General features: G+C 62.5%; 26 protein-coding genes. All 26 read right to left on the reverse strand.

Annotated elements, in window-relative coordinates; genetic code table 11:
- Positions 1-39: 39 nt before the first annotated feature.
- Entirely contained in the window at positions 40-1,347 is a 1,308-nt protein-coding gene (locus JNA92_RS10240) for a flagellar hook-length control protein FliK (protein WP_241804573.1), read from the reverse strand.
- 72 nt (positions 1,348-1,419) lie between these two features.
- Positions 1,420-1,767 carry an Hpt domain-containing protein gene (locus JNA92_RS10245; protein WP_241804574.1) on the reverse strand — a complete coding sequence of 116 codons (348 nt, stop codon included), beginning with the start codon at positions 1,765-1,767 and terminating at the stop codon, positions 1,420-1,422.
- Between the two features lie 48 nt (positions 1,768-1,815).
- A complete protein-coding gene (locus tag JNA92_RS10250) occupies positions 1,816-3,510 on the reverse strand; it encodes an ATP-binding SpoIIE family protein phosphatase (protein WP_241804575.1) in 1,695 nt (564 codons plus the stop codon).
- Between the two features lie 5 nt (positions 3,511-3,515).
- On the reverse strand, positions 3,516-3,821 hold the full coding sequence (locus tag JNA92_RS10255) for an STAS domain-containing protein (protein ID WP_012315519.1): 306 nt from the start codon (positions 3,819-3,821) through the stop codon (positions 3,516-3,518).
- A gap of 84 nt (positions 3,822-3,905) precedes the next feature.
- Complete coding sequence (gene fliJ / locus JNA92_RS10260) at positions 3,906-4,358, reverse strand: flagellar export protein FliJ (protein WP_241804576.1); 453 nt, start codon at positions 4,356-4,358, stop codon at positions 3,906-3,908.
- 6 nt (positions 4,359-4,364) lie between these two features.
- The gene (gene fliI / locus JNA92_RS10265; RefSeq protein WP_241804577.1) at positions 4,365-5,723 is read right to left on the reverse strand and encodes a flagellar protein export ATPase FliI; all 1,359 of its coding nucleotides are present in this window, start codon (positions 5,721-5,723) and stop codon (positions 4,365-4,367) included.
- Entirely contained in the window at positions 5,713-6,477 is a 765-nt protein-coding gene (gene fliH, locus JNA92_RS10270; protein ID WP_241804578.1) for a flagellar assembly protein FliH, read from the reverse strand. Before fliH ends, fliI begins: the two co-directional genes overlap by 11 nt.
- A 118-nt stretch (positions 6,478-6,595) precedes the next feature.
- On the reverse strand, positions 6,596-7,615 hold the full coding sequence (gene fliG / locus JNA92_RS10275; RefSeq protein ID WP_012315523.1) for a flagellar motor switch protein FliG: 1,020 nt from the start codon (positions 7,613-7,615) through the stop codon (positions 6,596-6,598).
- Entirely contained in the window at positions 7,608-9,386 is a 1,779-nt protein-coding gene (fliF, locus tag JNA92_RS10280; RefSeq protein WP_241804579.1) for a flagellar basal-body MS-ring/collar protein FliF, read from the reverse strand. Before fliF ends, fliG begins: the two co-directional genes overlap by 8 nt.
- Positions 9,387-9,401: 15 nt before the next feature.
- Positions 9,402-9,734 (reverse strand): flagellar hook-basal body complex protein FliE, encoded by a 333-nt coding sequence (gene fliE, locus JNA92_RS10285; protein WP_012315525.1) that lies wholly within the window; start codon positions 9,732-9,734, stop codon positions 9,402-9,404.
- A gap of 190 nt (positions 9,735-9,924) precedes the next feature.
- Positions 9,925-11,301, reverse strand: coding sequence for a sigma-54-dependent transcriptional regulator (locus tag JNA92_RS10290; protein ID WP_241804689.1), 1,377 nt, complete (start codon positions 11,299-11,301; stop codon positions 9,925-9,927).
- Complete coding sequence (locus JNA92_RS10295) at positions 11,301-12,518, reverse strand: sensor histidine kinase (protein WP_241804580.1); 1,218 nt, start codon at positions 12,516-12,518, stop codon at positions 11,301-11,303. Before JNA92_RS10295 ends, JNA92_RS10290 begins: the two co-directional genes overlap by 1 nt.
- Positions 12,519-12,756: 238 nt before the next feature.
- Positions 12,757-14,232, reverse strand: coding sequence for a transcriptional regulator FleQ (gene fleQ, locus JNA92_RS10300; protein WP_241804581.1), 1,476 nt, complete (start codon positions 14,230-14,232; stop codon positions 12,757-12,759).
- Positions 14,233-14,397: 165 nt separating this feature from the next.
- Positions 14,398-14,694, reverse strand: coding sequence for a flagellar protein FliT (locus JNA92_RS10305; protein WP_241804582.1), 297 nt, complete (start codon positions 14,692-14,694; stop codon positions 14,398-14,400).
- 13 nt (positions 14,695-14,707) lie between these two features.
- Positions 14,708-15,103, reverse strand: a complete 396-nt coding sequence (fliS, locus tag JNA92_RS10310) for a flagellar export chaperone FliS (protein ID WP_241804583.1) — start codon at positions 15,101-15,103, stop codon at positions 14,708-14,710.
- A gap of 200 nt (positions 15,104-15,303) precedes the next feature.
- Complete coding sequence (gene fliD, locus JNA92_RS10315) at positions 15,304-16,719, reverse strand: flagellar filament capping protein FliD (protein WP_241804584.1); 1,416 nt, start codon at positions 16,717-16,719, stop codon at positions 15,304-15,306.
- Positions 16,720-16,801: 82 nt separating this feature from the next.
- On the reverse strand, positions 16,802-17,155 hold the full coding sequence (locus JNA92_RS10320) for a flagellar protein FlaG (RefSeq protein ID WP_241804585.1): 354 nt from the start codon (positions 17,153-17,155) through the stop codon (positions 16,802-16,804).
- Between the two features lie 71 nt (positions 17,156-17,226).
- Positions 17,227-18,081 carry a flagellin domain-containing protein gene (locus JNA92_RS10325; RefSeq protein ID WP_012315533.1) on the reverse strand — a complete coding sequence of 285 codons (855 nt, stop codon included), beginning with the start codon at positions 18,079-18,081 and terminating at the stop codon, positions 17,227-17,229.
- A 218-nt stretch (positions 18,082-18,299) separates the two neighbouring features.
- Positions 18,300-18,548 (reverse strand): hypothetical protein, encoded by a 249-nt coding sequence (locus tag JNA92_RS10330; RefSeq protein WP_241804586.1) that lies wholly within the window; start codon positions 18,546-18,548, stop codon positions 18,300-18,302.
- The gene (locus JNA92_RS10335; protein WP_241804587.1) at positions 18,545-19,837 is read right to left on the reverse strand and encodes a motility associated factor glycosyltransferase family protein; all 1,293 of its coding nucleotides are present in this window, start codon (positions 19,835-19,837) and stop codon (positions 18,545-18,547) included. The genes JNA92_RS10330 and JNA92_RS10335 overlap by 4 nt, the downstream gene beginning before the upstream one ends.
- A 53-nt stretch (positions 19,838-19,890) precedes the next feature.
- Positions 19,891-20,835 carry a ketoacyl-ACP synthase III gene (locus JNA92_RS10340; RefSeq protein WP_119689077.1) on the reverse strand — a complete coding sequence of 315 codons (945 nt, stop codon included), beginning with the start codon at positions 20,833-20,835 and terminating at the stop codon, positions 19,891-19,893.
- Positions 20,836-21,115: 280 nt separating this feature from the next.
- Positions 21,116-22,168 (reverse strand): pseudaminic acid synthase, encoded by a 1,053-nt coding sequence (gene pseI / locus JNA92_RS10345; RefSeq protein ID WP_241804588.1) that lies wholly within the window; start codon positions 22,166-22,168, stop codon positions 21,116-21,118.
- Positions 22,169-22,171: 3 nt separating this feature from the next.
- Complete coding sequence (gene pseG, locus JNA92_RS10350; RefSeq protein ID WP_241804589.1) at positions 22,172-23,647, reverse strand: UDP-2,4-diacetamido-2,4,6-trideoxy-beta-L-altropyranose hydrolase; 1,476 nt, start codon at positions 23,645-23,647, stop codon at positions 22,172-22,174.
- Positions 23,644-24,369 (reverse strand): pseudaminic acid cytidylyltransferase, encoded by a 726-nt coding sequence (gene pseF, locus JNA92_RS10355; RefSeq protein ID WP_241804590.1) that lies wholly within the window; start codon positions 24,367-24,369, stop codon positions 23,644-23,646. The genes pseG and pseF overlap by 4 nt, the downstream gene beginning before the upstream one ends.
- The gene (gene pseC, locus JNA92_RS10360; protein WP_119687549.1) at positions 24,362-25,543 is read right to left on the reverse strand and encodes a UDP-4-amino-4,6-dideoxy-N-acetyl-beta-L-altrosamine transaminase; all 1,182 of its coding nucleotides are present in this window, start codon (positions 25,541-25,543) and stop codon (positions 24,362-24,364) included. Before pseC ends, pseF begins: the two co-directional genes overlap by 8 nt.
- On the reverse strand, positions 25,540-26,541 hold the full coding sequence (gene pseB / locus JNA92_RS10365; RefSeq protein WP_161871200.1) for a UDP-N-acetylglucosamine 4,6-dehydratase (inverting): 1,002 nt from the start codon (positions 26,539-26,541) through the stop codon (positions 25,540-25,542). The genes pseC and pseB overlap by 4 nt, the downstream gene beginning before the upstream one ends.
- Positions 26,542-26,658: the final 117 nt, after the last annotated feature.

Below are 26,658 nucleotides of genomic sequence, written 5' to 3' on the forward strand. Positions count from 1 at the left end.
CCCTATCGCCTGCGACCGGCCATGGCAGAGAACAGCAACTCAGGCATAGAAGTCGACGGCACTGTCGCCGACCACGACCTGATGCTCGACCGGCCGGGAGGCTTCAGCGAGCTCACCCTGCTCGCTACCACCGCCATTCTGAGCCCGCCGTGCGGCAACGCCGGACAACTGTGAACCGTCCTGCTGCGCTTGCTGTTGCTGCCCGCGCGACTGGTCAGCCACGTTGACGTCCGGCTGCGCCAGCCCCTGCTGGGCAAACAGCTCGCGCAAGCGATGCACCTGGCTGTCCAGCGCATCACGCACGCCTGCATGGCCGCTGATGAAGGTCACCTGGGTCGCCTGGTCGGCAGCCACGTTGACGCGGATATCCAGCCGGCCAAGCTCGGCCGGCTCCAACTGGATGTCCGCCGACTTCAGGTTCTGGCTGGACAGGTACATGACGCGGTTGACCAGCCCTTCAGCCCAGGCGTTCTGGTTCATCGACAATGGCTGGTGCAGCGGGTTGCCGGTCACCGGCACGGCATTGGCGGTCTTGGCCGTGGCAGCCTGGGTCAGGCTCGCCAAGCGGTTGGCGAAATCGTCGATCCGAGTGTCGCTGGAGGCGCTCTTGGTATCCTTGAGGCCATCGTCGAGCAACGCACCAAAGGCCTTGTCACCGGTTTCCGCTTGCCCTGCCTCGGCCTCGACCTTGTCGATCAAGTTCGCCAAGGGATTGACGGCAGGCTGACCATCCTCGGCACTGGCCTGGGAGGGGTCGGCGGCGTGGGCCGAGGTCGTGCCCTTGGCGTGTGCGCTGTGCTCCAGCGCCAGGCGCAGGGTCGGCAAGTTGGCCAACGGGTCGGCATCAGGGTCGAAGGCTTGCGCTGCCGGATCCTCGGGCAGCGCTTCGGTTATCGCAGCTTGCGGTAGCTGGCCCGCCGCCTGAAGCACCGGCGCCACCGCTTCAGCCTGGGCTTGCAGCAACTGTGCCCCCGGCTGCGCATCGGTCACCTGGCCCGCCACCAGGCTGGCATCCAGCGAGGTCGAATCACTGCCAGGTGCGCTATCGGTACTGGCTTGCGCCTGATCGTCCGCTGGCAATTTATTGCCGTCATCGGCAGCCCCCGGTTTGTCGGCAGGCTCTTTCTTGCCGCCTTGGCCGACCTCACTCTTGTCCTTGGGCTTGGCCTGGGCGACCTTGTCATCACGGACCTGCGCTTTGTCATTGCCCTGCCTGGCCATGACCTGATCGAAGCCGCCGCCCTGCCCGCCCGCCGCCTGCAGCGGCTTGTCCACCTGCGAGGAACCCGCACGCGACGGCTTGCTCAGCGTACTGGTTTGCAACAAAGGATTAGGTGCGACAGGCATTGAGGGGTCTCCGCGCCAGAAACAAAGGTATCGTTGAGGCACATACAGGCAAAAGTCGAGCCAACTGCCCGATCAGCCTGCGGAAACACGCTTGCGTTCGCCCTGATAGAAACGCTGCACCTCCAGATACTCCTGGTCGATACGGTTGATCAGTTCTTCTATGCCATTGAACGAGCGCTGCTTGACCCGCTCCTCCAGCTGATGGCAAAGCTGCGCCAGCCCGACCGCGCCCATGTTGCTGCTGCTGCCCTTGAAACTGTGCGCGGCCACGCCAAGCTCATCGGCGTTCCTGGCACCGTGAAGTGCGTCAAGACGCCGCCCGGAATCTTCCAAAAAGGTTTCAACCAGCTGCAGATAGCCATCTTCCATGACCTCCTGCAGCTCACTGAGCACCCTGTGGTCAATATGTATGTCAGTCACTTGCTCACTCCCTGATCAAGCAGAATTATGCCTCAAGCGCCAAACAGCTCACCAATCGAACTGCACCCATGCGCACCGGCCACCTTCACGCCACCCGGCGCGGCTGCCAAGGCGCCGCACCAGGTGCAACCCACGACCACTCAACCCATGCTCACGGGCAGGACGCGCCAGCACCCGCTGCACATCGAACCCCGCACCACTGTCACGGACTTCGATCATCAGACGACCACCTTCGGCCATCGGTTCCACTTTCAGATCGATGCGCACGCTGCCCTCGGTCAACGCAGCGAGCCTGCGGGCGCGTTCCTGATAGTAGTCGGCAAACCCATGCACATCCCGCTTGAGCCGCGAATCCAGGCGCAGCACACCGTGCTCCAGCGCATTGGAATACAACTCACTGAGCACGCTGTGCAGGGCGCCGGTGCGGGGCCGCAAACCGTGGATTTCCTGCAGCAACTGCACCAGGTAGGGCACCGGGTTGAACCGTTTGAGGCTCTCACCGCGCAACTCGAAGCCTAGCGACCAGTCCAACGGGCTGGAGCGCCCACTATCAGAATAGATGGTTGGCGCCGGCACCCGCTCCTGCGCAGTGAACATACGGATATCGCACAGACTGATGTCATCCCTGGGGCGCCCGCAGAAGCGCTCCAGCGCCTCCATCACCTCGTCGAAAAGCCGCGCCGGATCACGGTTGGCCGCCAGCACCGCGCGCAGGCGCTCGACACCGAACAACGTCTGCGCTTCGTCGGCTGTATCCACAACGCCGTCGGAGAGCAGCAACACCCGCTCCCCCGGCGCCAGCGGCAACACCTCGGTACTGTCATCGAAGCGTTCAGGCGCCAGGATGCCCAGCGGAAGGTGGCGCGAACCCAGCATGGAAAGCACCTCACCGCCAGGCGACAGGCGGTAGCCATCCGGCATGCCCCCGTTCCACACCTCCACCGAACCGCGCTGCACGCTCAGGCTGAGCAGCTGTGCGCAACAGAACATGTCCACCGGCAAGATGCGTTTGAGCTTGGCGTTCATCTCACGCAGCATGTGCGCCAGGCCGTAGCCTTTGGCCGTCATGCCATAGAACACTTCCGCCAAGGGCATGGCACCGATTGCGGCAGACAGCCCATGCCCGGTGAAGTCACCCAGCAGCACATGCATGTCGCCGGATGGGGTGAACGCCGCCAGCAGCAAGTCGCCATTGAACAGTGCGTAAGGCGACTGCAGGAAACGAATGTTCGGCGCCGTGATGCAGCCAGAATGGGCAACCTTGTCGAACACCGCCTTGGCCACCCGCTGCTCGTTGAGCAGGTGATGGTGATGCCGGGTAATCAGGTCGCGCTGCTCGAGCACCGTGGCCTGCAGCCTGCGCAGGCGGTCCATGGCGCGGATCTTGGCGCCGAGGATCACCGCACTGTAGGGCTTGGCCATGAAGTCGTCACCGCCCGCCTCCAGGCAACGCACCAGGGCCTCTTCCTCATTGAGCGAAGTCAGAAAGATGATCGGCACCAAGGCCTCGCCGGCCAGCACCTTGATCTGCCGCGCCGCTTCGAAACCGTCCATGACCGGCATCAGGGCATCGAGCAGGACCAGTTGCGGACGCTTTTCGGCGAACAGCTCAACGGCTTGCTGGCCGTTTTCCGCGGTGTAGACGAGATGCCCCTGGCGCCGCACGATCTGAGCCAGCAACAGCCTGTCCGTGGCCCCGTCTTCGGCTACCAGCACGGTCAATGGCTGTTCGGCCGGCGCCATGACGCTCAACTGATAGCGAACAGTTTGTCGAAGTTGGATATGGCAAGGATCTTGCGCACGTCTGAACTGGCATGCACCACGCGCACGTCCGACTCATCGCCCCCGGCGTGGTCACGCAGCAGCAGCAACATGCCGAGGGCCGAGCTGTCCAGGTAGGTTGTGTCTTTGAGGTCGACCACAACCGAGTCCGGGCGCTTGGGTTGACGCTCGTAAGCATCGCGGAACTCCTGATGCTTACCGAAATCGAAACGACCCTTGATCTTGATCGTCAGCTTTTTCTCGTCCTGCGAAAAATCGGTCTCGACTGCCATGCTAGCGATTCCTTCGATGATGGCGAATGCAACAGTTCAAGGTTTAGCAGGCAGGGGGCAGAGCTGCAAGCCGCAAGCTGCAAGCTAGATGTGGCCTTGCCTTGGCAATCGCTGGGACAATTCATCCAGCAAGCGCTGCTCGCGCTTGTCCTCGGCGCGGCGCGCCTCTTCCTGATAACGCTGCACCAGTTTGCGCAGGCCCTCCACCCGGGCATAGGCTTGCTGCCAGGTGCCCCTGGCGTTCTTCAGGTTGTTCTGGTGCCAAGTCAGGCTCTGGCGCTGCTGGGTCATGGCCGTTTCGAGCTGGCCTAGAAAGCGCTGGTAGTTGACCAGCCAGCTGCCATTGACGCCTTGGCCACCGCGGTCGATCCATTGCGCCTGATAGCCCTCACGGAACGACTCAAGTTCGGCCAGCTTGGCCTGGGCCTGAGCCACCAACTGCTGAAAATGCCCCAGCCGCTGGGCTGCCTTGCGCTCGGCTTCCTCGGCCATCTGCACCACTGGCAGCAGACGCGCGGCACGACCAGGCGTACTCATGGCCTATCAACCGTTCGCCGGAGGCGTGAAGATAGCCCCCAGCTGCTGTCGGCTCTGCTCCATACCGACATTTTCATCCAGCCCTTGGCGCAGCAAGTCCACCAGTTTTGGCTGCAGCGCAATGGCCAGGTCGGTTTCCGGGTCGCCGCCTGCCACATAGGCGCCGACACTGATCAGGTCGCGGCTCTGCGACAGGCGCGACCACAGTTGCTTGAATTTCTGCGCCTGGCGCAGGTGATCGGCATCGACCACCTGCGGCATCACCCGGCTGATCGAGGCTTCGATATCGATCGCGGGGTAATGGCCTTCCTCGGCCAGCCGGCGGGACAAGACGAAGTGGCCATCGAGCACGCCACGCGCCGAGTCGGCGATCGGATCCTGCTGGTCGTCGCCTTCGGACAGCACGGTATAGAAGGCGGTGATCGAGCCACCGCCGGGCTCACCATTACCGGCGCGCTCCACCAGCTTGGGCAGCTTGGCGAACACCGATGGCGGGTAACCACGGGTCGCCGGCGGCTCGCCGATGGCCAAGGCAATTTCACGCTGGGCTTGGGCGAAACGGGTCAGCGAATCCATCAGCAACAGGACGTTCTTGCCCTTGTCGCGGAAGTACTCGGCAATGCGCGTGCAATACATGGCCGCACGCAACCGCATCAACGGCGCGTCGTCGGCCGGGGATGCGACCACCACCGATCGCTTGAGCCCCTCTTCACCCAGAATATGCTCAATGAACTCCTTCACCTCGCGGCCCCGTTCGCCAATCAGGCCGACCACGATGATGTCGGCGTCGGTGAAGCGAGTCATCATGCCGAGCAACACCGATTTACCGACACCGGTACCGGCGAACAGGCCCAGGCGCTGGCCCCGGCCGACGGTCAGCAGGCTGTTGATGCTACGGATGCCCACATCCAGTGGCTGGCTGATCGGGTCGCGGTTGAGCGGGTTGATGAGCGGGCCGTCCATCGGCACCCAATCCTCAGCCTTCATCCCGCCCTTGCCGTCCAGGGCTCGGCCGGCGCCATCGAGCACCCGGCCAAGCATACTCATGCCCATGGGCAAACGACCGCTGTCGTCCAGCGGCACCACCCGCGCCCCGGGGGCGATACCGGCGATGCTGCCGACCGGCATGAGGAAGACCTTGCTGCCAGCAAACCCCATGACTTCGGCTTCGACCTGCACCGGGTGGTACGAGTCGTCATTGATCACCAGGCAGCGTGCGCCCACTGCGGCGCGCAGGCCTTCAGCCTCCAGGGTGAGGCCGACCATGCGCAGCAGACGGCCTTCGACCACCGGCTGCACGGGCAGCTTGATCGCCTCGGCGTAGCCACCCAGGCGTTTGCCGAAGCTGGTGCGGTCAAGGCGCATCGTTGGCGCTCAACTCGATCGATATATCCGGCGCCGCCGGGTGCAGGGCCTGGTCGTGCAACTGATCGAACAGCTGGGCCACGGCCTTTTCGATGCGGGTTTCCATGGTTGCGTCGATGCGGCTGTGCGCGGTCTCGATGCGGCACCCTCCTGGCAACAGGGCGTCATCCTCAAGCAGCTTCCAGCTCTCCTCATGGCGTTCGCGCAGGGCTTTGGCCAGTTCGAAATCCTGGGGGTTGAGGTGAATGCGGATAGTGTCCGCGCCCATGGGCAGCAGCTTCAACGCTTCGCGCAGTACCTGGGTGATCTGGCTGGAGTCGCTGCGCAGTTCGCGACCGATCACCTGCTGCGCCATGTGCGCCACCAGGTGAACGAGGGTCTTCTCGATCTGTGTGTCCTGCTCGGCGATAGGCTCGAGCAGGTGCGCCATCAGCTGTTCCAGGTCGGCGAGCCGGGCATTGAGCGCCTCCTCGGCCTCCTGTCGCACCTTCAACTGGGTGCTGTGAAAGCCCTCGCGCTCGCCGGTGGCGAAACCTTCGTTATAGGCCTCCTGCCGGATCGCTTCGAGCTCTTCAAGGGTCAGTGGCTGGACTTCCTCCAGCGGTACTTCCTCGACCTCTTCCTCGATGATTTCCGGTTCCGGTTCGGGCTCAGGTTCCGGCTCAGGGTCGAAGCTGGGCAGTGCCCACACATCGACGCCTTCCAGGTCACGTGCGCGAATCAGGTCGCTGGGGTGCTGTTCTTTGCTGGACATTGGCATGCCTGGTGTTGAAAGCGGGATGAGCTGCAAGCTGTGGGCTGCAAGCTGCAAGAAGAAGCAGGCTGTGCAGCGTCTGGCTTTCCCTTGTCGCTTGCAGCGTGTGGCTTGCCGCTTAAATCATTTCCTCGGCGCCCTTGCCGCCGAGCACGATCTCGCCGGCCTCGGCCATGCGTCGGGCAATGGTGAGGATTTCCTTCTGCGCCGTCTCCACGTCGCTGACGCGCACCGGGCCCTTGGCCTCGAGGTCGTCGCGCAGCAGCTCCGAAGCACGCTTGGACATGTTCTTGAAAATCTTGTCCTTGACCCGCTCGTCGGCGCCCTTGAGCGACACCACCAGCACATCGGAGGACACTTCGCGCAGCAGCGCCTGGATGCCGCGATCATCGACATCGGCCAGGTTGTTGAAGACGAACATCAGGTCTTCGATCTGCTCCGACAGGTCGTTGTCGACCTCGCGGATCGAGTCCATCAGCGCACCTTCCACGGAGCTGTCGAGGAAGTTCATGATGTCGGCGGCGCGCTTGATGCCACCCAGGGTGGTGCGTGCGGCATTGGAATTACCCGAGAACTGCTTCTCGAGAATCTGGTTCAGTTCCTTGAGCGCCGCTGGCTGAACGGTGTTGAGCGAGGACACGCGCAGGATGATGTCCAGGCGCACCTTGTGGTCGAAGTTGCTCAGCACTTCACCAGCCTGATCAGGGTCGAGGTAGGCGACCACGATGGCCTGGATCTGCGGGTGCTCGAAGCGGATCACATCCGCCACCGCCCGCGGCTCCATCCACTTGAGGCTGTCCAGGCCGCTGGTATTGCCGCCCAGCAGGATGCGGTCGATCAGGCCGTTGGCCTTGTCCTCGCCCAGGGCCTGGTTGAGCATCTTGCGGATATAACCGTCGGACCCTACGCCCAGGCTGGTCTGGTCGCCGACGATCTCGACGAACTCGCTCATCACCTGCTGGACCTGCTCGCGGTGCACGTTGCCCATCTGAGCCATGGCCACACCGACCCGCTGGACTTCTTTGGGGCCCATGTGCCGCAGCACCTGGGCGGCATCGGTTTCACCCAGCGAGAGCAAAAGGATTGCCGCTTTGTCGGTGCGGCTCAGCTTGGCGGTAACGGCTCGGTTATCACTCATCGGCGTTGATCCACTCTTTCACGACCTGGGCGACACGGCCCGGGTCTTCGGCCACCAGGCCTTTGATTGCGTTGAGCTGTGCCTCGTAACCCTCGCTCGGGCTTGGCAACAGAATGCTTGTCGGGCCACCCAGGCTGACGCGGTCGTTGGCCAGTTCGCCATCCAGACCGATCATGCCGCCCAGCTCCATGTCGCTGTCCGTTGCAGCAGCCTGCTTGCCGCCGCCTGTGATGTTGTTGAGTACCGGGCGCAGCACGCCGAACACCAGTACCAGAATGAACACCACGCCCAACACTTGCTTGACGATGTCCCAGAACCACGGCTGTTGATAGAACGCAATGTCGGCGATTTCTTCGCCGCGGTCGGCAGCGAACGGCACATTGATCACCGTGACGCTGTCGCCACGGCTGGCATCGAAGCCCACGGCGTCCTGCACCAGGCGGGTGAAGCGCGCCAGGTCCTCGGCGCCCCACGGCGCGCGGGTGGTCTCGCCGGCGGCGTCGACCTTGACCTGGTCATCGACCACTACCGCCACCGACAGGCGGGTCAGGCGCCCCTGCTGCTGGCGGGTGTGGCTGATCGAGCGGTCAAGCTCAAAGTTCTTGGTGGTTTGCAGACGCTTGTCGGCCGGGTATGGCGCGAGCATTGGCTGGCCGGTAGCCGGGTCCATGATCTGCTGGCCGTTGGCATCCACCAGCGGCTGGCCAGGCTGGACCGCACCGGCAGCAGGGGCTGCGGCGGTGGCGTTTTCAGGCGCTGCTGCACCTGCCGGCGGTTGGTTGCTCAGCGCGCCAGGCACACCTTGCGGCCCCGAGCTGCTGGCACGCTGCTCGTTGACCGACTGCTCGCTGCGCAGCGCCGGCTGGTCCGGGTTGAACTGCTCGGACGTGGATTCCACTGCACTGAAGTCAAGGTCGGCAGACACCTCGGCCTTGTAGCGGTCGTTGCCCAGTACCGGTTGCAGGATGTTGTGCACACGCTGGGTGAGCATGCCTTCCATGCGGCGGCTGTAGTCGAACTGCTTGCCAGCCATGGTCAATGCAGTGTCCTGCAGCTGGTCGGAGAGCAGGTTGCCCTTCTGGTCGACCACGGTGACCTGCGACTTGTCCAGCTCGGGCACGCTGGTGGCGACCAGGTTGACGATCGCCATGACCTGGCCGGCTTCCAGGGAACGGCCGGGGTACAGTTCGACCAGGACCGAGGCGCTGGGCTTGCGCTCATCGCGCACGAACACCGAGCTTTTCGGGATCGCCAGGTGCACGCGTGCGGCCTTGACGTTGTTCAGGCTGGAGACCGTACGGGCCAGCTCGCCTTCCAGGCTGCGGCGGTAACGGGTCGCTTCCATGAACTGGCTGGTACCCAGGCCCTGCTCTTTGTCGAGCAGTTCGAAGCCGACATTGCCGTCGCTAGGCGCAACGCCTGCGGCTGCCAGTTTCAGGCGCGCACGGGAGAGGTCGTCGGCCTTGACCAGCAGAGCACCGGAATTGGGCTCAACGTTGTAGGGGATGTCTGCAGCGGCCAGGGTATCCATGACCTGCTTGGTGTCCATACCGGCAAGGCTGCCGTACAGCGGCCGGTAATCGGGCTGCTGCGACCACAGCACCACGGCGAAGCCGATCGCCACGCTCGCCGCCAACCCGACCAGCAGGCCGATCTGACGCAGCATGGGCATCTGCGAGATGTTTTCCAGAAACGCCATGCCGAACAGCGGCGGCTTGGACGCTGGCGGGCCGCTTTTGGCGGGGACGTTATCGACGACTGCTTCAGCCATGACTTACTTCCGTCCTCAAACCGGCATCTGCATGATGTCCTGGTACGCCTGGACCAGCTTGTTGCGTACCTGGGTCAGCGCTTGCATGGAAACGCTGGCTTTCTGCGAAGCGATCATCACGTCAGTCAGGTCGACGCCGCTCTTGCCGATCTCGAACGCATTGGCGAGCTGGGTCGACGCCTGCTGGGTCTGGTGCACTTTGCCGATGGCTTGGCCGAGCATGTCGGCGAAGCTGCTCTGGCCTTCTGCCAATTCGGGCGCGGCAGTGGCTTTGGGCAGCGACATGGCATCGGCCTGCATGGCACGCATGTCCAGCATCAGACGATTGAATTCAACACCTTGGCTCATGAACTTCTCTCTCCGGCTGCCGCATTTTTTTGACACTCATGCGGCGGATAGCCCTTCTAAAGCAACAACAGTGCCAGCTAGCTGGGAGCTGCAAGCTTCAAGCTTCAAGCTGCAAGCTGGACTGCGGCGCTCTTGCTCTTGCTCTTGCTTGCAGCTTGCAGCTTGTAGCTTGTAGCTTGTAGCTTGTAGCTCACCCAAAAAGGCTGGCTTCCACGTCCAGTCCGGCGTCGCGCATTTGCGCAAGCTTGTAGCGCAAGGTACGCGGGCTGATGCCGAGTCGCTCGGCAGCCTCTTTGCGGCGACCGCGCTCGGCACGCAAGGTGTCGATGATCATCTGGAACTCGTGGCGGCGCATGTCATCGCCCAGGCCACCGGCATCAGCTGCCGGCTCGACCGCGACGGGCAGCGGCGTGGCGGGTGCAACCGCCGACAAGGGAATGCCGCCGGCCAGACAAAAATCCGCCGCTTCGATCACCCCACCCTGCTGCAGGATCAGTGCCCGCTGCAACGCGTTGTCCAGCTCACGCACATTGCCCGGCCAGGCATGGGCCTGCAGGCAGGCCTTCGCCGCCGCCGACAGACGCACCGGCGCATGCTTCATCTTCGCCACGTGCCGCGCCAGCAGGCGCTCGGCCAAGGGCAGGATGTCGCCGGCACGTTCGCGCAACGGCTGCCAGGCCAACGGGAACACCGACAGGCGATAGAACAAGTCCTCACGGAAACGCCCGGCCGCCACTTCACCGGCCATGTCGCGGTTGCTGGTTGCCAGCACGCGGATGTTCAGGGTAATCGGCTTGCGCCCCCCTACCCGCTCAACCTCACGCTCCTGCAACACACGCAACAGCTTGGCCTGCAGGCCCAGAGGCATTTCAGAAATTTCATCGAGCAGCAGCGTGCCGCCCTCAGCCTGCTCGAATTTGCCGGCCTGCGCGGCAATGGCGCCGGTGAAAGCGCCTTTCTCGTGGCCGAACAAAGTGGCCTCGAGCATGTTGTCCGGGATGGCCGCGCAGTTGATCGCGACAAACGGCTGCGCCGCACGCGGCGACTGCTGGTGAATGTACCGCGCAAGCACTTCCTTGCCCGTGCCCGACTCACCCGAGATGAGTACGGTCGAATCGCTGCGCGCCACACGCGCGGCAAGCTCCAACAGTTGACGGCTGGCAGCTTCGCAGGCCACCGGCCCATCGTCCTCGACCGCACTCAGGCGCCCGGCGGCGTGACGCTCGACCAGGCTCAGCAGCGCCTTGGGCTCGAAGGGTTTGACCAGGTAATCCACAGCGCCCTGGCGCATCGCCTCGACAGCGCGCTCCACAGCAGCGTGAGCAGTCATCAGCAGCACGGGCAATTGCGGGTGCTGGCGGCGCAGGTGCGCCAGCAACTGATGCCCATCCATGCCCGGCATGTTCACGTCACTGATGACCAGGCTGTAGCCGTCGCTTTGCACCGCCTCCAGCGCTTCTTCAGCGCTGCCCACAGCACGATAGGCAAAACCGCCGATCTCCAGGGTATCGCCAAGCGCTTGGCGCAGTACCCGGTCATCCTCGACCAACAACACCTTGATGAGCATCATGCGACCTCCGCAGGCTGCCCGCCGATCAATGGCAACTCCACCCTCACACAGGTGCCGCGCCCGACCCTGGAGCGCAGCTGCAACTTACCGTGGTGCGCCCGCACCACAGCCATTACCACGGCCAAGCCGAGCCCGGTGCCGGTAGCCTTGGTCGTGAGGAACGGCTCACCGAGCCGCCCCAGGAGCTCGGCATCGATGCCGCTGCCGGCATCACTGATGCACAGGTGCAGGGTGTGTTCGCGCCGATACAGGTGCACTTTGAGCCGCGCAGCGCCAACGCTGGCCTGCAGAGCATTCTCGATCAGGTTGAGGATGGCGCCGACCAGGGTGTCGCGATTGCACAGCAACTCACCCAAGTGGCTGTCGCACTGCCAACGCACGGCATGGCCCTGGACATGTGGCTGGGCGGCTTGCTGCAAGGCCTGGAACAGGCCCTTTGGGCTCACCCGGTCACCCAGTGGCAGCTCGCCCCGGGCGAACACCAGCATGTCGCGCACCTGGTGTTCCAGTTCGTGCAGACGCTCCTTGAGGCTGCCGGCGAAACGCCGGCGGGTCTCTGGCGCAAGCTCACGCTCGTCTTCGGCCAGGTGGCTGGCATAGAGCATGGCTGCCGACAGCGGTGTGCGTATCTGATGGGCCAGCGAAGCGACCATGCGCCCCAATGACGACAGGCGCTCATGGCGTGCCAACTGGTCCTGCAGGCGACGGGTTTCGGTCAGGTCATTGAGCAGCACCAACTGCCCTGGCTCGGCATCCAGCGAACGCGTGGCAATGGACAAGCGGCGGCCATCGCGCAGGGACACCTCATGCCCGTCATCCTTGCGCGGGGCGAAGCTGCGGGCGATCACCTGGCGCCATAACTGGCCGAGCAAGGGTTCACCCAACAGTTCGCAGGCCGCCGGATTGGCTTCGCGCACCAGGCCTTGGTCATCGATGACGATCACCCCGCCGGGCAGCAGGGCCAGCAGGTTCTGCAAGCGATTGGCCAGGCGCTCTTTCTCGTTCAGCTCGGCCATGCGCTGGGCGCCGACTACCGCCAGTTCACCCTTGAGCTCACTGACGCGGGCCTCGAGCATGCTGTAGGACTGGTTGAGCTGGGTGGAGACCTGGTCGAACAGGGCGAACGCCTGCTCCAGCCCCTGTCGACTCTCCTGTTCGACGGGGGTAGGCCCCTGCGGATCAGGGACTCGGGAAAAGTGGGCGGCCTGGGGCATCGTGCTCTCTCGCGTGGCTGACCGTCATAAAAACGGTGTGATGCCAGCGGTGTAGCAATAGCCGTGCCGGGGCTGGGGGTTTGTGCTGCCTGCTCGGGCCCTATCGCCGGCAAGCCGGCTCCCACCACGACCGCGCTGCTCTTCAGGCCTGCGCTTTACCTGTGCAAGCAAAATTTCTAAAAGCCGGCGCACATCCATGTGGGCCGGCTTGCCGGCGATAGTGGCGGTACAGGCGAAGTCAATCTTCCGCCTGTTCCTCACCGCCCTGGCGACTCATGCCGTACTTGCGCATCTTCTCCACCAGGGTGGTGCGGCGAATACGCAAACGTTCAGCCGCCCGCGCCACGATACCGTTGGCATCGTCCAGCGCCTGCTGGATCAGCCCCTGCTCCAGGCTGCCCAGGTAATCCTTGAGGTCCAGCCCCTCAGGCGGCAGCATGGCATGGCTGGCAAAGCTCGGCGCATGGCCGTTGATAGCCACGCGCTCTTCCAGGTCACTGCGCAGGCTGTCGACCAACTGCTCGTCTTCATCGTCGACGTAGCGGAATTTCTTCGGCAGCTCCGACACACCAATCACCCCGTACGGGTGCATGATCGCCATGCGCTCGACCAGGTTGGCCAGCTCGCGGACGTTACCCGGCCAACCATGCCGGCACAGCGACATGATCGAAGCAGAGTTGAAACGTATCGAGCCACGCTTCTCATGCTCCATGCGCGAAATCAGCTCGTTCATCAGCAGCGGAATGTCTTCCACACGCTCACGCAACGGCGCCATCTCGATCGGGAATACATTGAGGCGGTAGTACAGGTCTTCGCGGAAGGTCCCACCCTCGATCATGGTCTCAAGGTTCTTGTGGGTCGCGGCGATGATGCGCACATCGATGCTCTGGGTCTTGTTGCTGCCAACCCGCTCGAAGGTACGCTCCTGCAGCACACGCAGCAGCTTGACCTGCATCGGCAACGGCATGTCGCCGATCTCGTCGAGGAACAGCGTGCCGCCATTGGCCAGCTCGAAACGCCCGGCACGGCTGGTGATGGCGCCCGTGAACGCACCCTTCTCGTGGCCGAACAGTTCGCTCTCCAGCAACTCGGCCGGGATCGCCCCGCAATTGACCGGCACGAACGGCGCTTCGCGGCGCTTGGAGTGGTAATGCAGGTTGCGCGCGACCACCTCCTTGCCAGTACCGGACTCACCCAGAATAAGTACGCTGGCGTCGGTGTCGGCGACCTGCTGCATCATCTGCCGAACATGCTGGATGGCGCGGCTGGTGCCAACCAGGCTGCGGAACAGGTTAGGCTCGCGCTGACGGCCGCGCTCACGGGCCTGGTCGTACATCTCGCGATAGACCTGGGCCCGGTGCAGGGAGTCGAGCAGCTGGCTGTAGCTGGGCGGCATCTCAAGGTTGGACAGCACGCGTCGACGAAGCTCTTCCGGGAACTCCGCAGAAGAAATTTCGCCGATCAGCAACACCGGAAGGAACTCATCCCACCCAGCCACTGTCTTAAGCAACCCAAGCACATTGCCTGGAGCATTCACGGTTCCGATGAGCACGCAGAGCACTTCACGACTGGAAGACAACGCCCCCACCACCTGCTGCCAATCCTGGCTGGAGCAGGGCAGGTTTTCTTCGCCGAGAAAGTTCAGGACCACCGCCAGATCGCGGCGGCGGGCGCTGTCGTCATCGATCAGGAGAATCTTGGTTTCACGCCACATGCAATAGCAACTTCCCTAGTCATATCGGCGCCCGAAGGCGTGCGCGACATCATTCAGACTGAATGGTCAGTGTTCGGACGTCTGAAATTCGAAAACAGCCACTAGTAAAGTCAAAAAAAAGTATGCAGTCAAATTAATGGCGCACGGCTTTTAGGACATCTGTGGTCAAGTGAACAGATGGTATACCTTGGCGGCACTTTTCGCCTGACGGATTTGCGTCATCTCATCGACTATAGATTGACGTTCACCGCTTGCAACATCAATTAACTGCCCGTAGACCGCCAGTAGGCCCTCAAGACTTGAGCGTACCGCGTCTTCATTGCTGAGCGCTTCGGCCAGAACCTCCTCGATACAAAGACGACACTTCAGGTCAAGCTCCCCTACCGCTTCCCAGTCACGACTGGCCAACGCAGCAAGCAACGCGCTACGGGTCCGCTCGATACCCTCGATCACCTTACTCATGAAACCTCCCGGGTCAGGGAACCATCGACTGCGGAGCGATCGCGTCCCAGCCTTCCTTGACAGTGCTCAGCAAGTCCCTGACCTCATCCAGAATCGCCGGATCATTCTGGATATTGGCCTCACTCAGACGGCGAGTCATATACAGGTAGAGACCATCGAGACGAATGAGCTCGTCGGTCATGTTGTCACGATCCAAACCTTCGCGCAGGCCACCAATGATGCCAATAGCCTTGCCGATCGCGATGCCTTTGCCGGCGATATCCTTGCGCTGCATCGCGCCGCTGGCCTGGGCAATGCGGTCCAGACCACCTTCCATCAGCATCTGCACCAGGCGATGCGGGCTCGCTTCGGAGGTCTGCGCCTGGGCGCCAATCTTCTGGTACTGCCGAAGGGCTAACATTGGATTCATGGGTACCTCGTCACCGCAGGGTTGCTGTATGACCGGGCTATCGGCGCGGCGTCAAAAAACTTTAGGAAGAATACAAAAATGCCCGACTGAGCGTCACGCCTCGTCGGGCTTTTGGCGTTTGTTTGTCTTGCGTAAATCGTAGCACGGGCGCGGCATCGCACAGCGTGATGCCGCAGCCCTGCCATGTAGCCCATGGCCGATCAGGAGTTCTTCTGCTGTGCCGCCATCGCTTCAAAGATGGAAACAACACTGTCGCGCTGAGCATTGAGTTGCCCGACCAAGGTGTCCATGGTGTTGTACTTCTTGGTCAATGACGCCTCCAGGTCCTTGATGCGGGCATCCAAAGAGCTCTGCTCCATGGTCAGGCTTTTCTTGGCAACCTCAAGCGACTTGTTGCGCTCATCCAGCACACCACCAGACGCGGAGAACGGCTCCATGGTCTTGACCATGCGATCGAGCAAGCCGCCGTCGCCATTGAACAGGTTCTGCACCTCACCACCAAGCTTCTGATCATTGATCGCCTTGGTGAACTTGGTGCTGTCAAACTCCAGCAGGCCGCTACTCTGAGCGGTATTGATCCCCAACTGCGACAGCACCGTCAATTGCCCCGAACCACCGGTACCCGAGACCACCAGCTCATTACGCATGGCCGTCAGCATGCTGCGCACTGCTGGGTCACCCGACAGAGCCGGAGTGTTCCAGGTGCCGTCTGCCGCCTTGGTCGAGACACTCACGCTGTTGATCGTATTTACCAACGCGTTATAGGCATCGACGAACGACTGCACCGACTTTTTCAGGCCCTCAGTGTTCGCAGCCACCGTGACACTGACCGGGCTGAGCGTTTCGGTCTTGGACAGCAGCTCGAACGTCATGCCACTGATCGCGTTATCGACCTTGTTCGACTTGCTGGTGAGCTTCATGCCATCGATATCGAACTCGGCATCTTTTGCGACATCGCCAATACGGCCAGCACCCCCCGCGTCGGTCATCTGCGTTGTCGGGTCGATGGTCAAATCAGCGATTCCCGAGGTAGAGATATCCGAACCTTCGCCCATGGTTTCGGAGCTCAACACCAACCGCGAACCGGTACCGTCGTTAACGATGTTGGCGGTGAAGCCCTTGCCGCCCGCCTGGGCGTTGATCGCATCACGCGCCTGCTGCAGCGTAGCGTTGGCCGGAATGGTCACATCTAAGTCGACGCTATTCTGGGTGATGGTCAACGTACCGCCACTGGCGGAAACGACCGAGCTACTGTCGGTGAAGCGCTGACTGGCTACGCGCGACGCCGTGGCCAGCTGCGTAACCTGGATCGAGTAGCTCCCGTTGACTGCCGCACTGCCGGCAGTGGCCTTGACGTACTTGTCGTTGGAGGAGGCTGCCGTGGACCCGAGAAACGCAGGGTTGGCACTGTCGTTAAGCTTCTCCAGCGCCGTCTTGTAGGCGGTCAACGCACTTTTGAGGCTACCCACCGCCGAAATCGATGCGGTGTTCGCCGACGTGCGGCGGTCGAGCTGGCTCTGCTTGGGAGTCTTTTCGGCATCAACCAGGGCCTTCACAATGGCCGAGGTATCGAGACCGGAACCCAGCCCCAAACTCGGTAGAATTGGACTTGCCATTACATCCTCCTTACTGGTTAACGCCCAAACGCAGAGTTGCCTCATCAGCGCCGGCGTAACAATTCAACTGACCGACCAGCTTTCAGGCTTTCTCATCGAAGAGCAGACTGTTGAAATCTTGCAGGCTTCGGGCCAGTTCGAGCGCTGTTTCCGACGGGATCTGACGGATCACCTCACCGCTATCGCGGGCAACGACCTTGACGACCCACCTTCCGGTGGAATCATCCACCGAAAATTCCAGGTTGCGCTGCAACGACTGGACAAAATCTTGAATTTCCTTGACGGCCGATTGCAACTCGGCCTCGCTCTTGGGAGCGTCTTCCTGCGATGTCTTGCGCAGCTGACCCGCAACCTTGTCAGCCGCAGCATTGTGCTCGACGCCGCCAAGCAGCGACGACATCGGATACGACGGGCTTGACTTCACGCTTATGTCCATCGCACATCACCTTTAAAAAGTAAAAAGCGAGAGAGCGCATGAGCACTCCCTCGCTGAACTTCATCGCGCTATTACTGAAGCAGTTTCAGTACGGCGGATGGCAGCTGGTTAGCCTGAGCCAGAACAGAGGTCGAAGCTTGCTGCAGGGTCTGCTGCTTGGTCAGCTGAGCGGTTTCTGCGGCGAAGTCGGTGTCCTGAACTCGGCCCATGGCGGCAGCCGAGTTTTCGTTCATGCTTTGCAGGTTGTTGATGGTCGACTGGAAGCGGTTCTGGATAGCACCCAGGTCCGACTTCTTGGTGTCAACGGTCTGCAGAGCAGCGTCGATCGCGGTAATGGCGGCGTCGACGGAGGTGTGAACGGCGGAGTCGGAAGTACCCGAGATCGCCAGGGTGCCAGTGCCGACAGCCAGGGTCGAAGCAGCGAACGAGGAAGTCATCGAAACGCTCAGGATCTGGCTGGTACCAGTCATCGCGCCAACCTGGAACTCCATGGTGCCAGCGGTGCCGTTCAGCAGTTGCTTGCTGGTACCGAAGGTGGTGGAGGTCGCGATACGAGTGATCTCGTCGGACTTGGCCGCGAATTCTTTGTTCAGAGCAGCGCGTTCAGTGGTGCCGTTGGAGTCGTTACGTGCCTGCAGAGCCAGTTCACGCATACGCTGCAGGATGTTGGTGATTTCCGACAGCGCGCCTTCAGCGGTCTGGGTGATCGAGTTACCGTCGTTGGCGTTCTTGATGGCAACGGTGGTACCGGTAACCATGGTCTGCAGCTTGTTGGCGATCTGCTGACCAGCAGCATCGTCTTTAGCGCTGTTGATACGCAGGCCGGAAGACAGGCGAGTCATCGAAGTGCTCAGCGCGTCGGAAGCTTTGTTCAGGTTCTTCTGCACGCCCAGCGAAGTGGTGTTGGTGTTTACGGTTAAAGCCATGACGAATTCCTCGTTGGATGGATACTGCGGCTTCCGGCCCTGGCGTCCGCCGGGTGTGGCCTAGAGAACCTTCGTAATGGTTATCGTCGGGTTTGGAAGTTGCTTTAGGGCTTTTCCAAAAAAAAATGCCATCACCACGCCACCCCCTTGCAAACCGGGCTTTACAGCCGTTCCCCGCGATGCTTTCGCCAACCACGAAGTGTGATACAGCTCACACTTCAGCGCGAGGCCGCCTGCTCGATCAGATGCAGCAGCTCATATTCGAGGTAATCGGCCAGCGCCAGCCAGTCCTGGCGCTGCTGGGCATCGAGCATGGCCTGCATGACCACCGCCCCCGCTTTTGGATCGACCTGCGGCAATACCTCATCGAACAGCTCGACCATACGCAACGCCGCCTCCACATCCCGCCCAAGGCGTAACAGCGCGGCGCATTCGCGGGCCGCGCGCCCTTGATCGGCAGCATTCATGAACAGAACTCCGGATCGAAAGTGGTGCCGGCAATGTGCGCGCCGGCACGACTGGTGTTGTGGAACCGCACCTGGGGATGGCGCGCAATGAACCGCTCAAGCTCGATCAGGTAACTGCGGAAGTTAAGCTGGGTTCGTGCACGCTGGCCATGGCCATCCAGCACCCAGTGCTGCGCCGCCGCAATCGCCGGGCCGAGTACGCCATCGTCCCAGCCTGTGTGGGTGCGACCACCCGGGAAGGCGAAATCAGCGCCGAAAAACGTAATGCGCACGACCCCCATCTTCACAGCCAGGTCCGTAGCAGGGTGAATCACGCTTCCCCCAACGAACAACTCGGCGCGCGGTATGGCTTGGCGCACCTGTGCATACAGCGCACTGCCGGAATAGGCTGTGTAGCGTGGCCCACGCCAATTACCGAGCAGCTCGACGTCCAGCATCGGCATGTAGACCAGAGTGGTCGCAGCCGAGTCTTGCGGCGGCAAGTGATGGAGGCGGATTTTATGGTCGACACTGACCACGATGTCAGGCTGGATTCCGGCGCGCAGCAGGGGGATATAAGCGGTGTCGACGCAGATGAACAGTGGCCGCTCGGCCTGAGCGCGTACCCTTGCCAACGCAGGCAGGTGCCCGGCCAAGGTTGGCCCGGTGGCAATCACATAGCAGTCACGCCCGGCCTGGCTACCGAACAGCGTGGCCACATCGGGGTCGAGACGCAGCAATGGCAAACTGTCTTCGAGCAGCTTCTGCAAGCGCGGGTCGGCCACATCGAAAGCGCGATTGCTGTCTGCCAGGTGGGCCTCGCTGATCAGACGGTCGCGCACCTTCGCATTGAAGTCATCGGCCAGCACCCGTTCGGAAGGCAAGGCGAAGAACGGCAAGGCGATTTCCGCGCTGTCGCCGGCATAGGCCAGTTCGACGCGCGGGTCGGCAAGCCAGTCGGACTGATCCAGCAGTTGCAGCACCAGCTGGAACAGTGCGCCATTGAGCAGGTACACCTGCAACCGCACGAGCCCAGGCCGCTCCAGCAGCACACGCTGCAAGTCACCCAGCCCACTGCCATAGAGATGAAGAGTGGAACTGTCTTCAGGCAGGCTCGCGGCCTGCAGGCGAGCCTCGGCAATACGATCGTGACGACTTGTGAGCTGGATGCCACACACGCTCAGGGTAGACCCCAGCCCCTCTACCAGCTCGACCTCGAGCGCACTACACGCCTCGCCTTGCAGGCGCTCGTACAGTGCCGGCCAGCGGGCCTGCAGCACTTCAGCGTTACGCTGGAAAAACTCGCTCATGGGTTGAGCTTCCCTTACCTGCGAAACACCGAAGAGTACCCGACTGGCAGCGCTTATTCAGCCTTGTAGAGAACCGCCGAGCCCCACGACAGGCCGACACCGAAGCCGCTAATGGCCACGCGCTTCCAGGCACTGTCGAACATGTGTTTCTGCAACAGCAGCGGAACGCTCGATGACACGGTATTACCGGTCTCCAGCATGTCCTTGATGAACTTGTCGGCCTGGGACTTTTCAGGGTCTTCCTCGAAGCGTCGTGCCACGGCATCGACGATCGCCGCACTGCCCTGATGGATGCAGAAGGCGTCGATATCCTTATTCTCCAGCCCTGACTCGCGCAGCAGCTCATGCAGATGCGCCGGCACCTTGATCAGAGCGAAGTTGAAGACCTGACGACCGTTCATGAAGAACTCGCCATCAGTCACCTTCAGGTGCGGCGCACCAGCACCATCGGTACCGAACTTCGCCTTGCCCAGTTGCCAGGTAGCGCCCTCACCCATCCAGGTGGCAGTGGCCGCGTCGCCGAACAACATGGTGGTATTGCGGTCTTCTGTGTTGACGATCTTGGAGTACGGATCAGCCGTCACCAGCAGGCCATTCTTCAGGCCTGCGGCTTCCATGAAGCCTTTGAGCGCGTAAATGCCATAGACGTAGCCGGAGCAGCCCAGGGAGATGTCGAAGGCCGCGACATGGGTCGGCAGACCGAGTTTGTGCTGGACGATGGCAGCGGTGTGAGGCAAGCCTTCCTCGTCACCGTTCTGGGTGACGACGATCAGCGCATCGATCGCCTCGCGCTTGAGTTGCGGGTTAGCGGCGAACAGGTTGTTGACCGCTTCGACACACAGATCGGAAGTCTCCTGCTCATCGTCCTTGCGCGGCAGGAAGCTTGCGCCGATCTTGCCGAACATGAACTCTTCGTCCTTGCCGAATTTCGCGCCTTGTACATAGTTGTCCAGGCCGGAAGCGGGCACATAGCTCGCGATGCTTTTAATGCCGATCATCATGGCTTCCCAATAAATAACAGCTCAATACCACCGCCCGGATGACTCGAGCGGCGCCTGAAGAACGGGATCTGCCGCCCAGGTGGAGTGGCGACAGGCAGGCTGGCAGGCGGCAATTGCACACCTGCCCCATTAACGGTTACAGAAGGAGATGCCCGCTCTGACCGATAGGTCACGAATATTTCAAGACAATCGCATATTTTGCCTGGCCGCGTCACGTCGTCATAGCGCTTGCGAGTTTGCCATGCAGGGCAAACCTGGCCCCGGCTGGAGCCAACTTTCAGTCGAGCAGTTGCCAGTCCAGGGGCGTACCGCGCTTGAGTGGTTGCCTGGCCTTGCGGCCAAGCACCGCATCGAGATGGCCTGGCGCCAGCCCCAAACCTGGGCGGATGGCGCGCACGTTGCTACGGTCGAAGATCTCGCCAGCAGCCATGTCACGCACTACATACAGCGAGCGGCGGAAACGCCGCGAGGCCTCCTCGGCCTGGGTCGCGCCATAGTGCACCCGCCCCAGCGACTGCCAGGCACGCTCGGTTTCCAGCACCAGCGCTGCCATTTCCTGGGGTTCCAGGGAAAATGCCGCATCCACGCCGCCATCGGCACGGTCAAGCGTGAAGTGCTTTTCCACCACCGTCGCCCCCAGGGCCACTGCCGCCACCGCAACCCCAACCCCCATGGAGTGATCCGACAGCCCGACCTGGCAACCAAACAGCTCGCGCATGTGCGGGATGGTCATTACGTTGCTGTTCTGCGGGCTGGCCGGGTAGGTACTGGTGCACTTGAGCAGCACCAGGTCGCGACACCCACCTTCGCGCGCCACCCGCACGGTAAGCTCCAGCTCCGCGAGGCTGGCCATGCCGGTGGAAATGATCATAGGCTTGCCAGTGGCCGCCACTTTGCGTATCAGTGGCAGATCGGTGTTCTCGAAGCTGGCGATCTTGTAGGCCGGCACATCCAGGCTTTCGAGGAAATCCACCGACGTTTCGTCGAACGGCGTGGAGAACACCAGCATGCCCAATTCACGAGCGCGCTTGAAGATCGCTGGGTGCCACTCCCAGGGGGTATGGGCCTTTTCGTACAGCGCATACAGCGATGAGCCAGACCAGAGGCTGTTCGGGTCGGCGATGAAAAACTCACCATGCGCCAGGTCCAGGGTCATGGTGTCGGCAGTGTAGGTCTGCAGCTTCAGCGCATGGGCGCCGGCGGCGGCGGCCGCTTCGACGATCTCCAGTGCCCGGGCCAGCGACTGGTTGTGATTGCCACTCATCTCCGCGATCACCAGCGGTGGCTGGTCCGGGCCGACACAGCGGTGCCCGATGTTGAATCTGTTCATGGGCTACTCCTGGAATACCCGCTCGAACGAGCACGGCGACTGAGCGAAGCCGGCACCCGCGAATAATTGCAATGACGCCTGATTGTCGGGCAGCACCTGGGCCTCGATCGCACGCAGGTCCGGCCAGAACTCACGCACGCAGGCCTCGCCACGGGCGAGCAACGCTCTGCCCCAACCCAGCCCGCAACGCCCCGCGAAGAGATACAACGACACCTTCGCCCGCTGCCCGGGCAAGCGGTCGTAGCGAACACAGCCCACCGGCCCGTCGCCTGTCTCGGCGATCAGCAGCAAACGCTGCCGATCAGCCAGCGTAGCAGCCAGCCAGGCCAGATGCCCCGCCCAGTCCAGCTCCCGTGCCTGCTGCGAACGGCGCCGTACCTCGGGCGCGTTGCGCCCGTCGAACAACAGCCGCGCGTCTTCACTGCGAGCAGGACGTAGCGCAAGCCCTTCCCCCAGCAAGGCCACCGCCACCCGCTGCGCCCCCAGGCCATCGACCAGTGCCCGACTGCGCTCGGCGAAGCTCTGGCGCAGTGCCTGATTGATCAGCAACAGGGCAATCGCCTGGCGCAGCGCAGGCACCTGGACCTGCCCAGCCTCCCCCAGGTAAAGATGCATGCCCGCCCGAGCCATGGCCTGGGCATTGGCCCGCTGGTTGTCTGCCACGCTCACGCACAGGCTCGGCAAGCCCAGCGCGGCGCGCTCCCAGGTAGTACCGCCGCCGGCGCCGATGAACAAGTCTGCCGCAACCATCCGCATTGGCAGATCGTCGACATAGTCATGCAGCTCCCAACCCGCCCGCGCGTCGCACAACTGGGCCAGCAGCTCACCCTGCCGATGCCCGAGCCCAGCGATGCAGGTGACCTGCAACCCTTCCAGCCCGGACAGCGCCTGCAAGGTCTTGGGCAGCATGCCAGCCACATCGAAGCCACCGAAACTCACCAGCACCCTTCGTGCCTGCAGGGGCGGCGATATCGCCGCCCCCTGAAACGCCGGCCCCACCAGCGCATAGCGTGGCCCCAGCAAGCGCCGGCACTCCGTTGCCAGCCGCGGCGCGTAGAGCGCCTCGCTGGCACTGAAATTCTGATCCAGCAGCAGGTCGGCGGCATGATCACGATCAGCCAGGTCATCGATGACCGCGATGCGCCGGGCGAACGCCCGGGCTGCCTGCTCCCAGCGGGCGTCCAAGGCGTAATGATCGACGATTAGCCAGTCGAATCGGGCCTGTGCCGGCAGCACATCACGCAGCGCCGCGATATCCGCGGCCCAGGGTTCGATGCCCGGTTTTTCCTCGCGCTGCGGCCATGCAAAGACCTTGAAACCCTCCTGCTCGATGGCGGCCCGGCGATGACCGTCAAGCAGGCAACAGGCAAAGCTCACCTGCGCACCGAGCTCTCGGAGGGCTTTGCCCAGCGTCAGGCAGCGCGCCGTGTGGCCGACGCCAATCGATGAAGAGGCATCAGCACGTACCAGCACCTTCATGGCGCCAGCTCCCCGCCAGCTTTGAGCGCTGCGTACAGGTACTGCGCGCGCAACCAGTCTTCCTCGCTGTCGATGTCCTGAACCAGATGCCGGGGGATGATCACTGGCAAACTCCGCTCGGAATGAAGGGCCTCGTTCTGCAACCAGGCCTGCACCCGCCCCCAGTAAAACTGGCCAGCATCCTGATAGGCCGGTGCCAGGTCCTGAGACCGGGTCTCACGATACTGTGGGTACAGAGGCACAAGCGCACCCTGATCGTCGAGCGACAGCGCCCGCTGGACCGGGAAACCGAAGCTGCTCACCGAAAAGGCGAAAGAGCGCTCAGGGTGTTGCCGCAACAACGCCAACCCCTGTTGCAAGTAACGCTGCTGCACGAAAGGCGCAGTGGCGTAGATGCAACAGGCATGGGTCAGGACATGGCCCTGGCTGGCCAGTACCTGCAGGGCGTGGCTGACCACAGCCTGGGTGGTGGCATGATCGTCAGCCAGGTGCGCCGGCCGACGGAACGGCACCTGCGCACCGTATTCCCGTGCCACCGCCTCTATTTCAGGGTCGTCGGTGCTGACCACCACCTGTTCGAACAAGCCACTGGCCAGTGCCACTTGGATCGAGTGGGCAATGATCGGCAGCCCGGCGAACATCTTGAGGTTCTTGCCAGGGATCCGTTTGCTGCCTCCACGGGCCGGGATGATCGCGACGTTGGTTTCCATTCGCTCAGGCATTCACGCAGCCCACCGGCAACTTCAGCAACCCGCACAGGCTGGCGATCACTTGATCCTGCTGAGCGTCAGTCAGCTGCGGGTACATTGGCAGGCTCAGGGCTTGTGCGTAGTAACTTTCGGCCTGCGGAAAATCGCCCTGTTTGAAGCCCAGGTCGCGGTAATAGGGTTGCAGGTGAATGGGAATGTAGTGAAGGTTGACCCCAACTCCTGCAGCCCGCATCCCATCGAAAATCTCCCGGTGTGAACGCGGGATACGATCACACTCAAGGCGCACCACGAACAGATGCCAGGCGGACTCGGCATCCTGCTGAGGCGCCTGGACGCTCACGGGCAGGTGCGCCAGCAAGCGCTGATAGCGAGCCGCCAACTCGCGGCGACGGGCAAGGAACGCATCCAGCCGGGTCAGTTGAGACAGCCCCAGGGCAGCTTGCAGGTCGGTGATGCGATAGTTGAAGCCCAGTTCAAGTTGCTGGTAGTACCAGGCACCATGGCTTTCTTCGGTCATTTGGCCCGGGTCACGGCTGATCCCGTGACTGCGCAGCCTGCGCAAACGCGCGGCCAGATCGGCACGCGCGGTAAGCACCATGCCGCCCTCGGCCGTGGTGATGATCTTTACCGGGTGAAAGCTGAACACCGTCATGTCGGCATATTCGCCACAGCCGACCGGCTTGCCCGCGTAACGTGCGCCGACCGCGTGGGCAGCGTCCTCGATAAGGGTAAAGCCATACTGCCGGGCCAGCACCGCGATCGAACGCATGTCGGCGCTTTGCCCGGCAAAGGCCACAGCGACTACCACCTTGGGCAGGCGCCCCTCCCGGGCGGCCTGCTCGAGTTTCAGCGCAAGTGCCTGGGCGTCGATAGTCCAGGTGTGCGGGTCGATATCGACGAAATCGACACCGGCGCCGCAGTAGCGCCCACAGTTGGCTGATGCGACAAAACTGATGGGGCTGGTCCATAGCCAGTCCCCGCTCCCCAGGCCAGCGGCGAGGCAGGCAAGGTGCAGCCCCGCAGTGGCGTTGCACACAGCTACCGCGTGCGTTGCGCCACAACGCTGGGCCATAGCCTGCTCGAAGTGCTCGATCAGTGGCCCCTGAGTCAGCCAGTCGGACTGCAGCACCTCTACGACCGCGGCGATATCCGCCTGATCGATGCTCTGCCGAGCATAGGGGATCATGCTGGCAAGCCTGCGTGCAGGTCTGCCAGCTGGTCCACGGTGAGGAAGGCGGGATTGGTATCGGAACGGTACTCGAAATCCTCGGCAACCCAGCGCCCGGTTTCACCCACGCAATCGATCGCAAAATCCACATCCGTATGGTTGAAGCGGATCGACGGAACGATGGTGAAATGATCACCAAACTCAAGGGTCATCCGCGCATCGTCCAGCGGGATCATCAGTTCGTGCAGCTTTTCCCCCGGGCGGATGCCGACCACGTTCTGCGGCAAGTGCCCGGCCATGCCGCGCGCCAGGTCGACGATGCGAATGGACGGGATCTTGGGCACGAACACTTCCCCCCCGTGCATGCGGGCAAAGCTGTCGAGCACGAACTGTACGCCATGGTCGAGGGTGATCCAGAAGCGCGTCATCCGCGGGTCAGTGACGGGGAGCTCGCGGGCACCCTCCTCGATCAGGCGCTTGAAGAATGGCACCACCGAGCCCCGGGAGCCCGCCACATTGCCATAGCGCACAACCGCAAAGCGGGTGTCCTGTTGGCCGGCAAAATTGTTGGCGGCCACGAACAGCTTGTCGGACAGCAGCTTGGTCGCACCATACAGGTTGATCGGGCTGGCCGCCTTGTCGGTGGACAGTGCGACGACCTTCTGCACGCCATTCTCGATCGCCGCGGCGATGATGTTTTCGGCACCATTGACGTTGGTGCGGATGCATTCGGTGGGGTTGTACTCGGCCGCGGGCACATGCTTGAGCGCGGCGGCATGAACCACATAGTCGATACCGCGCATGGCCTGGCGCACGCGCTCGGCATCACGGACATCGCCCAGGAAATAGCGCATGCACGGCGCGTTGAAACGCTGCTGCATCTCATACTGTTTCAACTCGTCGCGGGAGAACACCACGACGCGCCGTGGGCGGTAGCGCTCAAGCAACCGCTCGATGAAGCGGCGCCCGAACGACCCGGTCCCCCCGGAGATGAAAATGGACTTGTCGTCGAACATACCTGGTTCCTAGGGGCGGCGCCGTCAGCTGACGAAGGCGCCCGATTGCACTGTAAGGCAGGGCGCACAGCGTACAGATTTCTGACTCGCGCCCCCAATGAACCAGCTCGAAGCAAG

Source organism: Pseudomonas putida (genome assembly GCF_022627325.1).
GTDB classification, from domain to species: domain Bacteria; phylum Pseudomonadota; class Gammaproteobacteria; order Pseudomonadales; family Pseudomonadaceae; genus Aquipseudomonas; species Aquipseudomonas putida_X.

Coding starts and splice junctions, on each gene's coding strand:
- fliE (WP_012315525.1), bottom strand. CDS start 9,734: ATGAGCCAAGGTGTTGAATTCAATCGTCTGATGCTGGACATGCGTGCC.
- JNA92_RS10325 (WP_012315533.1), bottom strand. CDS start 18,081: ATGGCTTTAACCGTAAACACCAACACCACTTCGCTGGGCGTGCAGAAG.
- JNA92_RS10255 (WP_012315519.1), bottom strand. CDS start 3,821: ATGGCAGTCGAGACCGATTTTTCGCAGGACGAGAAAAAGCTGACGATC.
- fliH (WP_241804578.1), bottom strand. CDS start 6,477: ATGTCCAGCAAAGAACAGCACCCCAGCGACCTGATTCGCGCACGTGAC.
- JNA92_RS10305 (WP_241804582.1), bottom strand. CDS start 14,694: ATGAGTAAGGTGATCGAGGGTATCGAGCGGACCCGTAGCGCGTTGCTT.
- fliJ (WP_241804576.1), bottom strand. CDS start 4,358: ATGAGTACGCCTGGTCGTGCCGCGCGTCTGCTGCCAGTGGTGCAGATG.
- pseI (WP_241804588.1), bottom strand. CDS start 22,168: ATGAACAGATTCAACATCGGGCACCGCTGTGTCGGCCCGGACCAGCCA.
- JNA92_RS10290 (WP_241804689.1), bottom strand. CDS start 11,301: ATGCTCATCAAGGTGTTGTTGGTCGAGGATGACCGGGTACTGCGCCAA.
- fliS (WP_241804583.1), bottom strand. CDS start 15,103: ATGAATCCAATGTTAGCCCTTCGGCAGTACCAGAAGATTGGCGCCCAG.
- JNA92_RS10335 (WP_241804587.1), bottom strand. CDS start 19,837: ATGAGCGAGTTTTTCCAGCGTAACGCTGAAGTGCTGCAGGCCCGCTGG.
- pseF (WP_241804590.1), bottom strand. CDS start 24,369: ATGCCTGAGCGAATGGAAACCAACGTCGCGATCATCCCGGCCCGTGGA.
- fliF (WP_241804579.1), bottom strand. CDS start 9,386: ATGGCTGAAGCAGTCGTCGATAACGTCCCCGCCAAAAGCGGCCCGCCA.
- pseB (WP_161871200.1), bottom strand. CDS start 26,541: ATGTTCGACGACAAGTCCATTTTCATCTCCGGGGGGACCGGGTCGTTC.
- fliD (WP_241804584.1), bottom strand. CDS start 16,719: ATGGCAAGTCCAATTCTACCGAGTTTGGGGCTGGGTTCCGGTCTCGAT.
- fliG (WP_012315523.1), bottom strand. CDS start 7,615: ATGAGTGATAACCGAGCCGTTACCGCCAAGCTGAGCCGCACCGACAAA.
- fliI (WP_241804577.1), bottom strand. CDS start 5,723: ATGCGCCTTGACCGCACCAGCTTCGGCAAACGCCTGGGTGGCTACGCC.
- pseC (WP_119687549.1), bottom strand. CDS start 25,543: ATGATCCCCTATGCTCGGCAGAGCATCGATCAGGCGGATATCGCCGCG.
- JNA92_RS10330 (WP_241804586.1), bottom strand. CDS start 18,548: ATGAATGCTGCCGATCAAGGGCGCGCGGCCCGCGAATGCGCCGCGCTG.
- JNA92_RS10320 (WP_241804585.1), bottom strand. CDS start 17,155: ATGGACATAAGCGTGAAGTCAAGCCCGTCGTATCCGATGTCGTCGCTG.
- JNA92_RS10240 (WP_241804573.1), bottom strand. CDS start 1,347: ATGCCTGTCGCACCTAATCCTTTGTTGCAAACCAGTACGCTGAGCAAG.
- fleQ (WP_241804581.1), bottom strand. CDS start 14,232: ATGTGGCGTGAAACCAAGATTCTCCTGATCGATGACGACAGCGCCCGC.
- JNA92_RS10340 (WP_119689077.1), bottom strand. CDS start 20,835: ATGATCGGCATTAAAAGCATCGCGAGCTATGTGCCCGCTTCCGGCCTG.
- pseG (WP_241804589.1), bottom strand. CDS start 23,647: ATGAAGGTGCTGGTACGTGCTGATGCCTCTTCATCGATTGGCGTCGGC.
- JNA92_RS10295 (WP_241804580.1), bottom strand. CDS start 12,518: ATGCCCCAGGCCGCCCACTTTTCCCGAGTCCCTGATCCGCAGGGGCCT.
- JNA92_RS10250 (WP_241804575.1), bottom strand. CDS start 3,510: ATGGCGCCGGCCGAACAGCCATTGACCGTGCTGGTAGCCGAAGACGGG.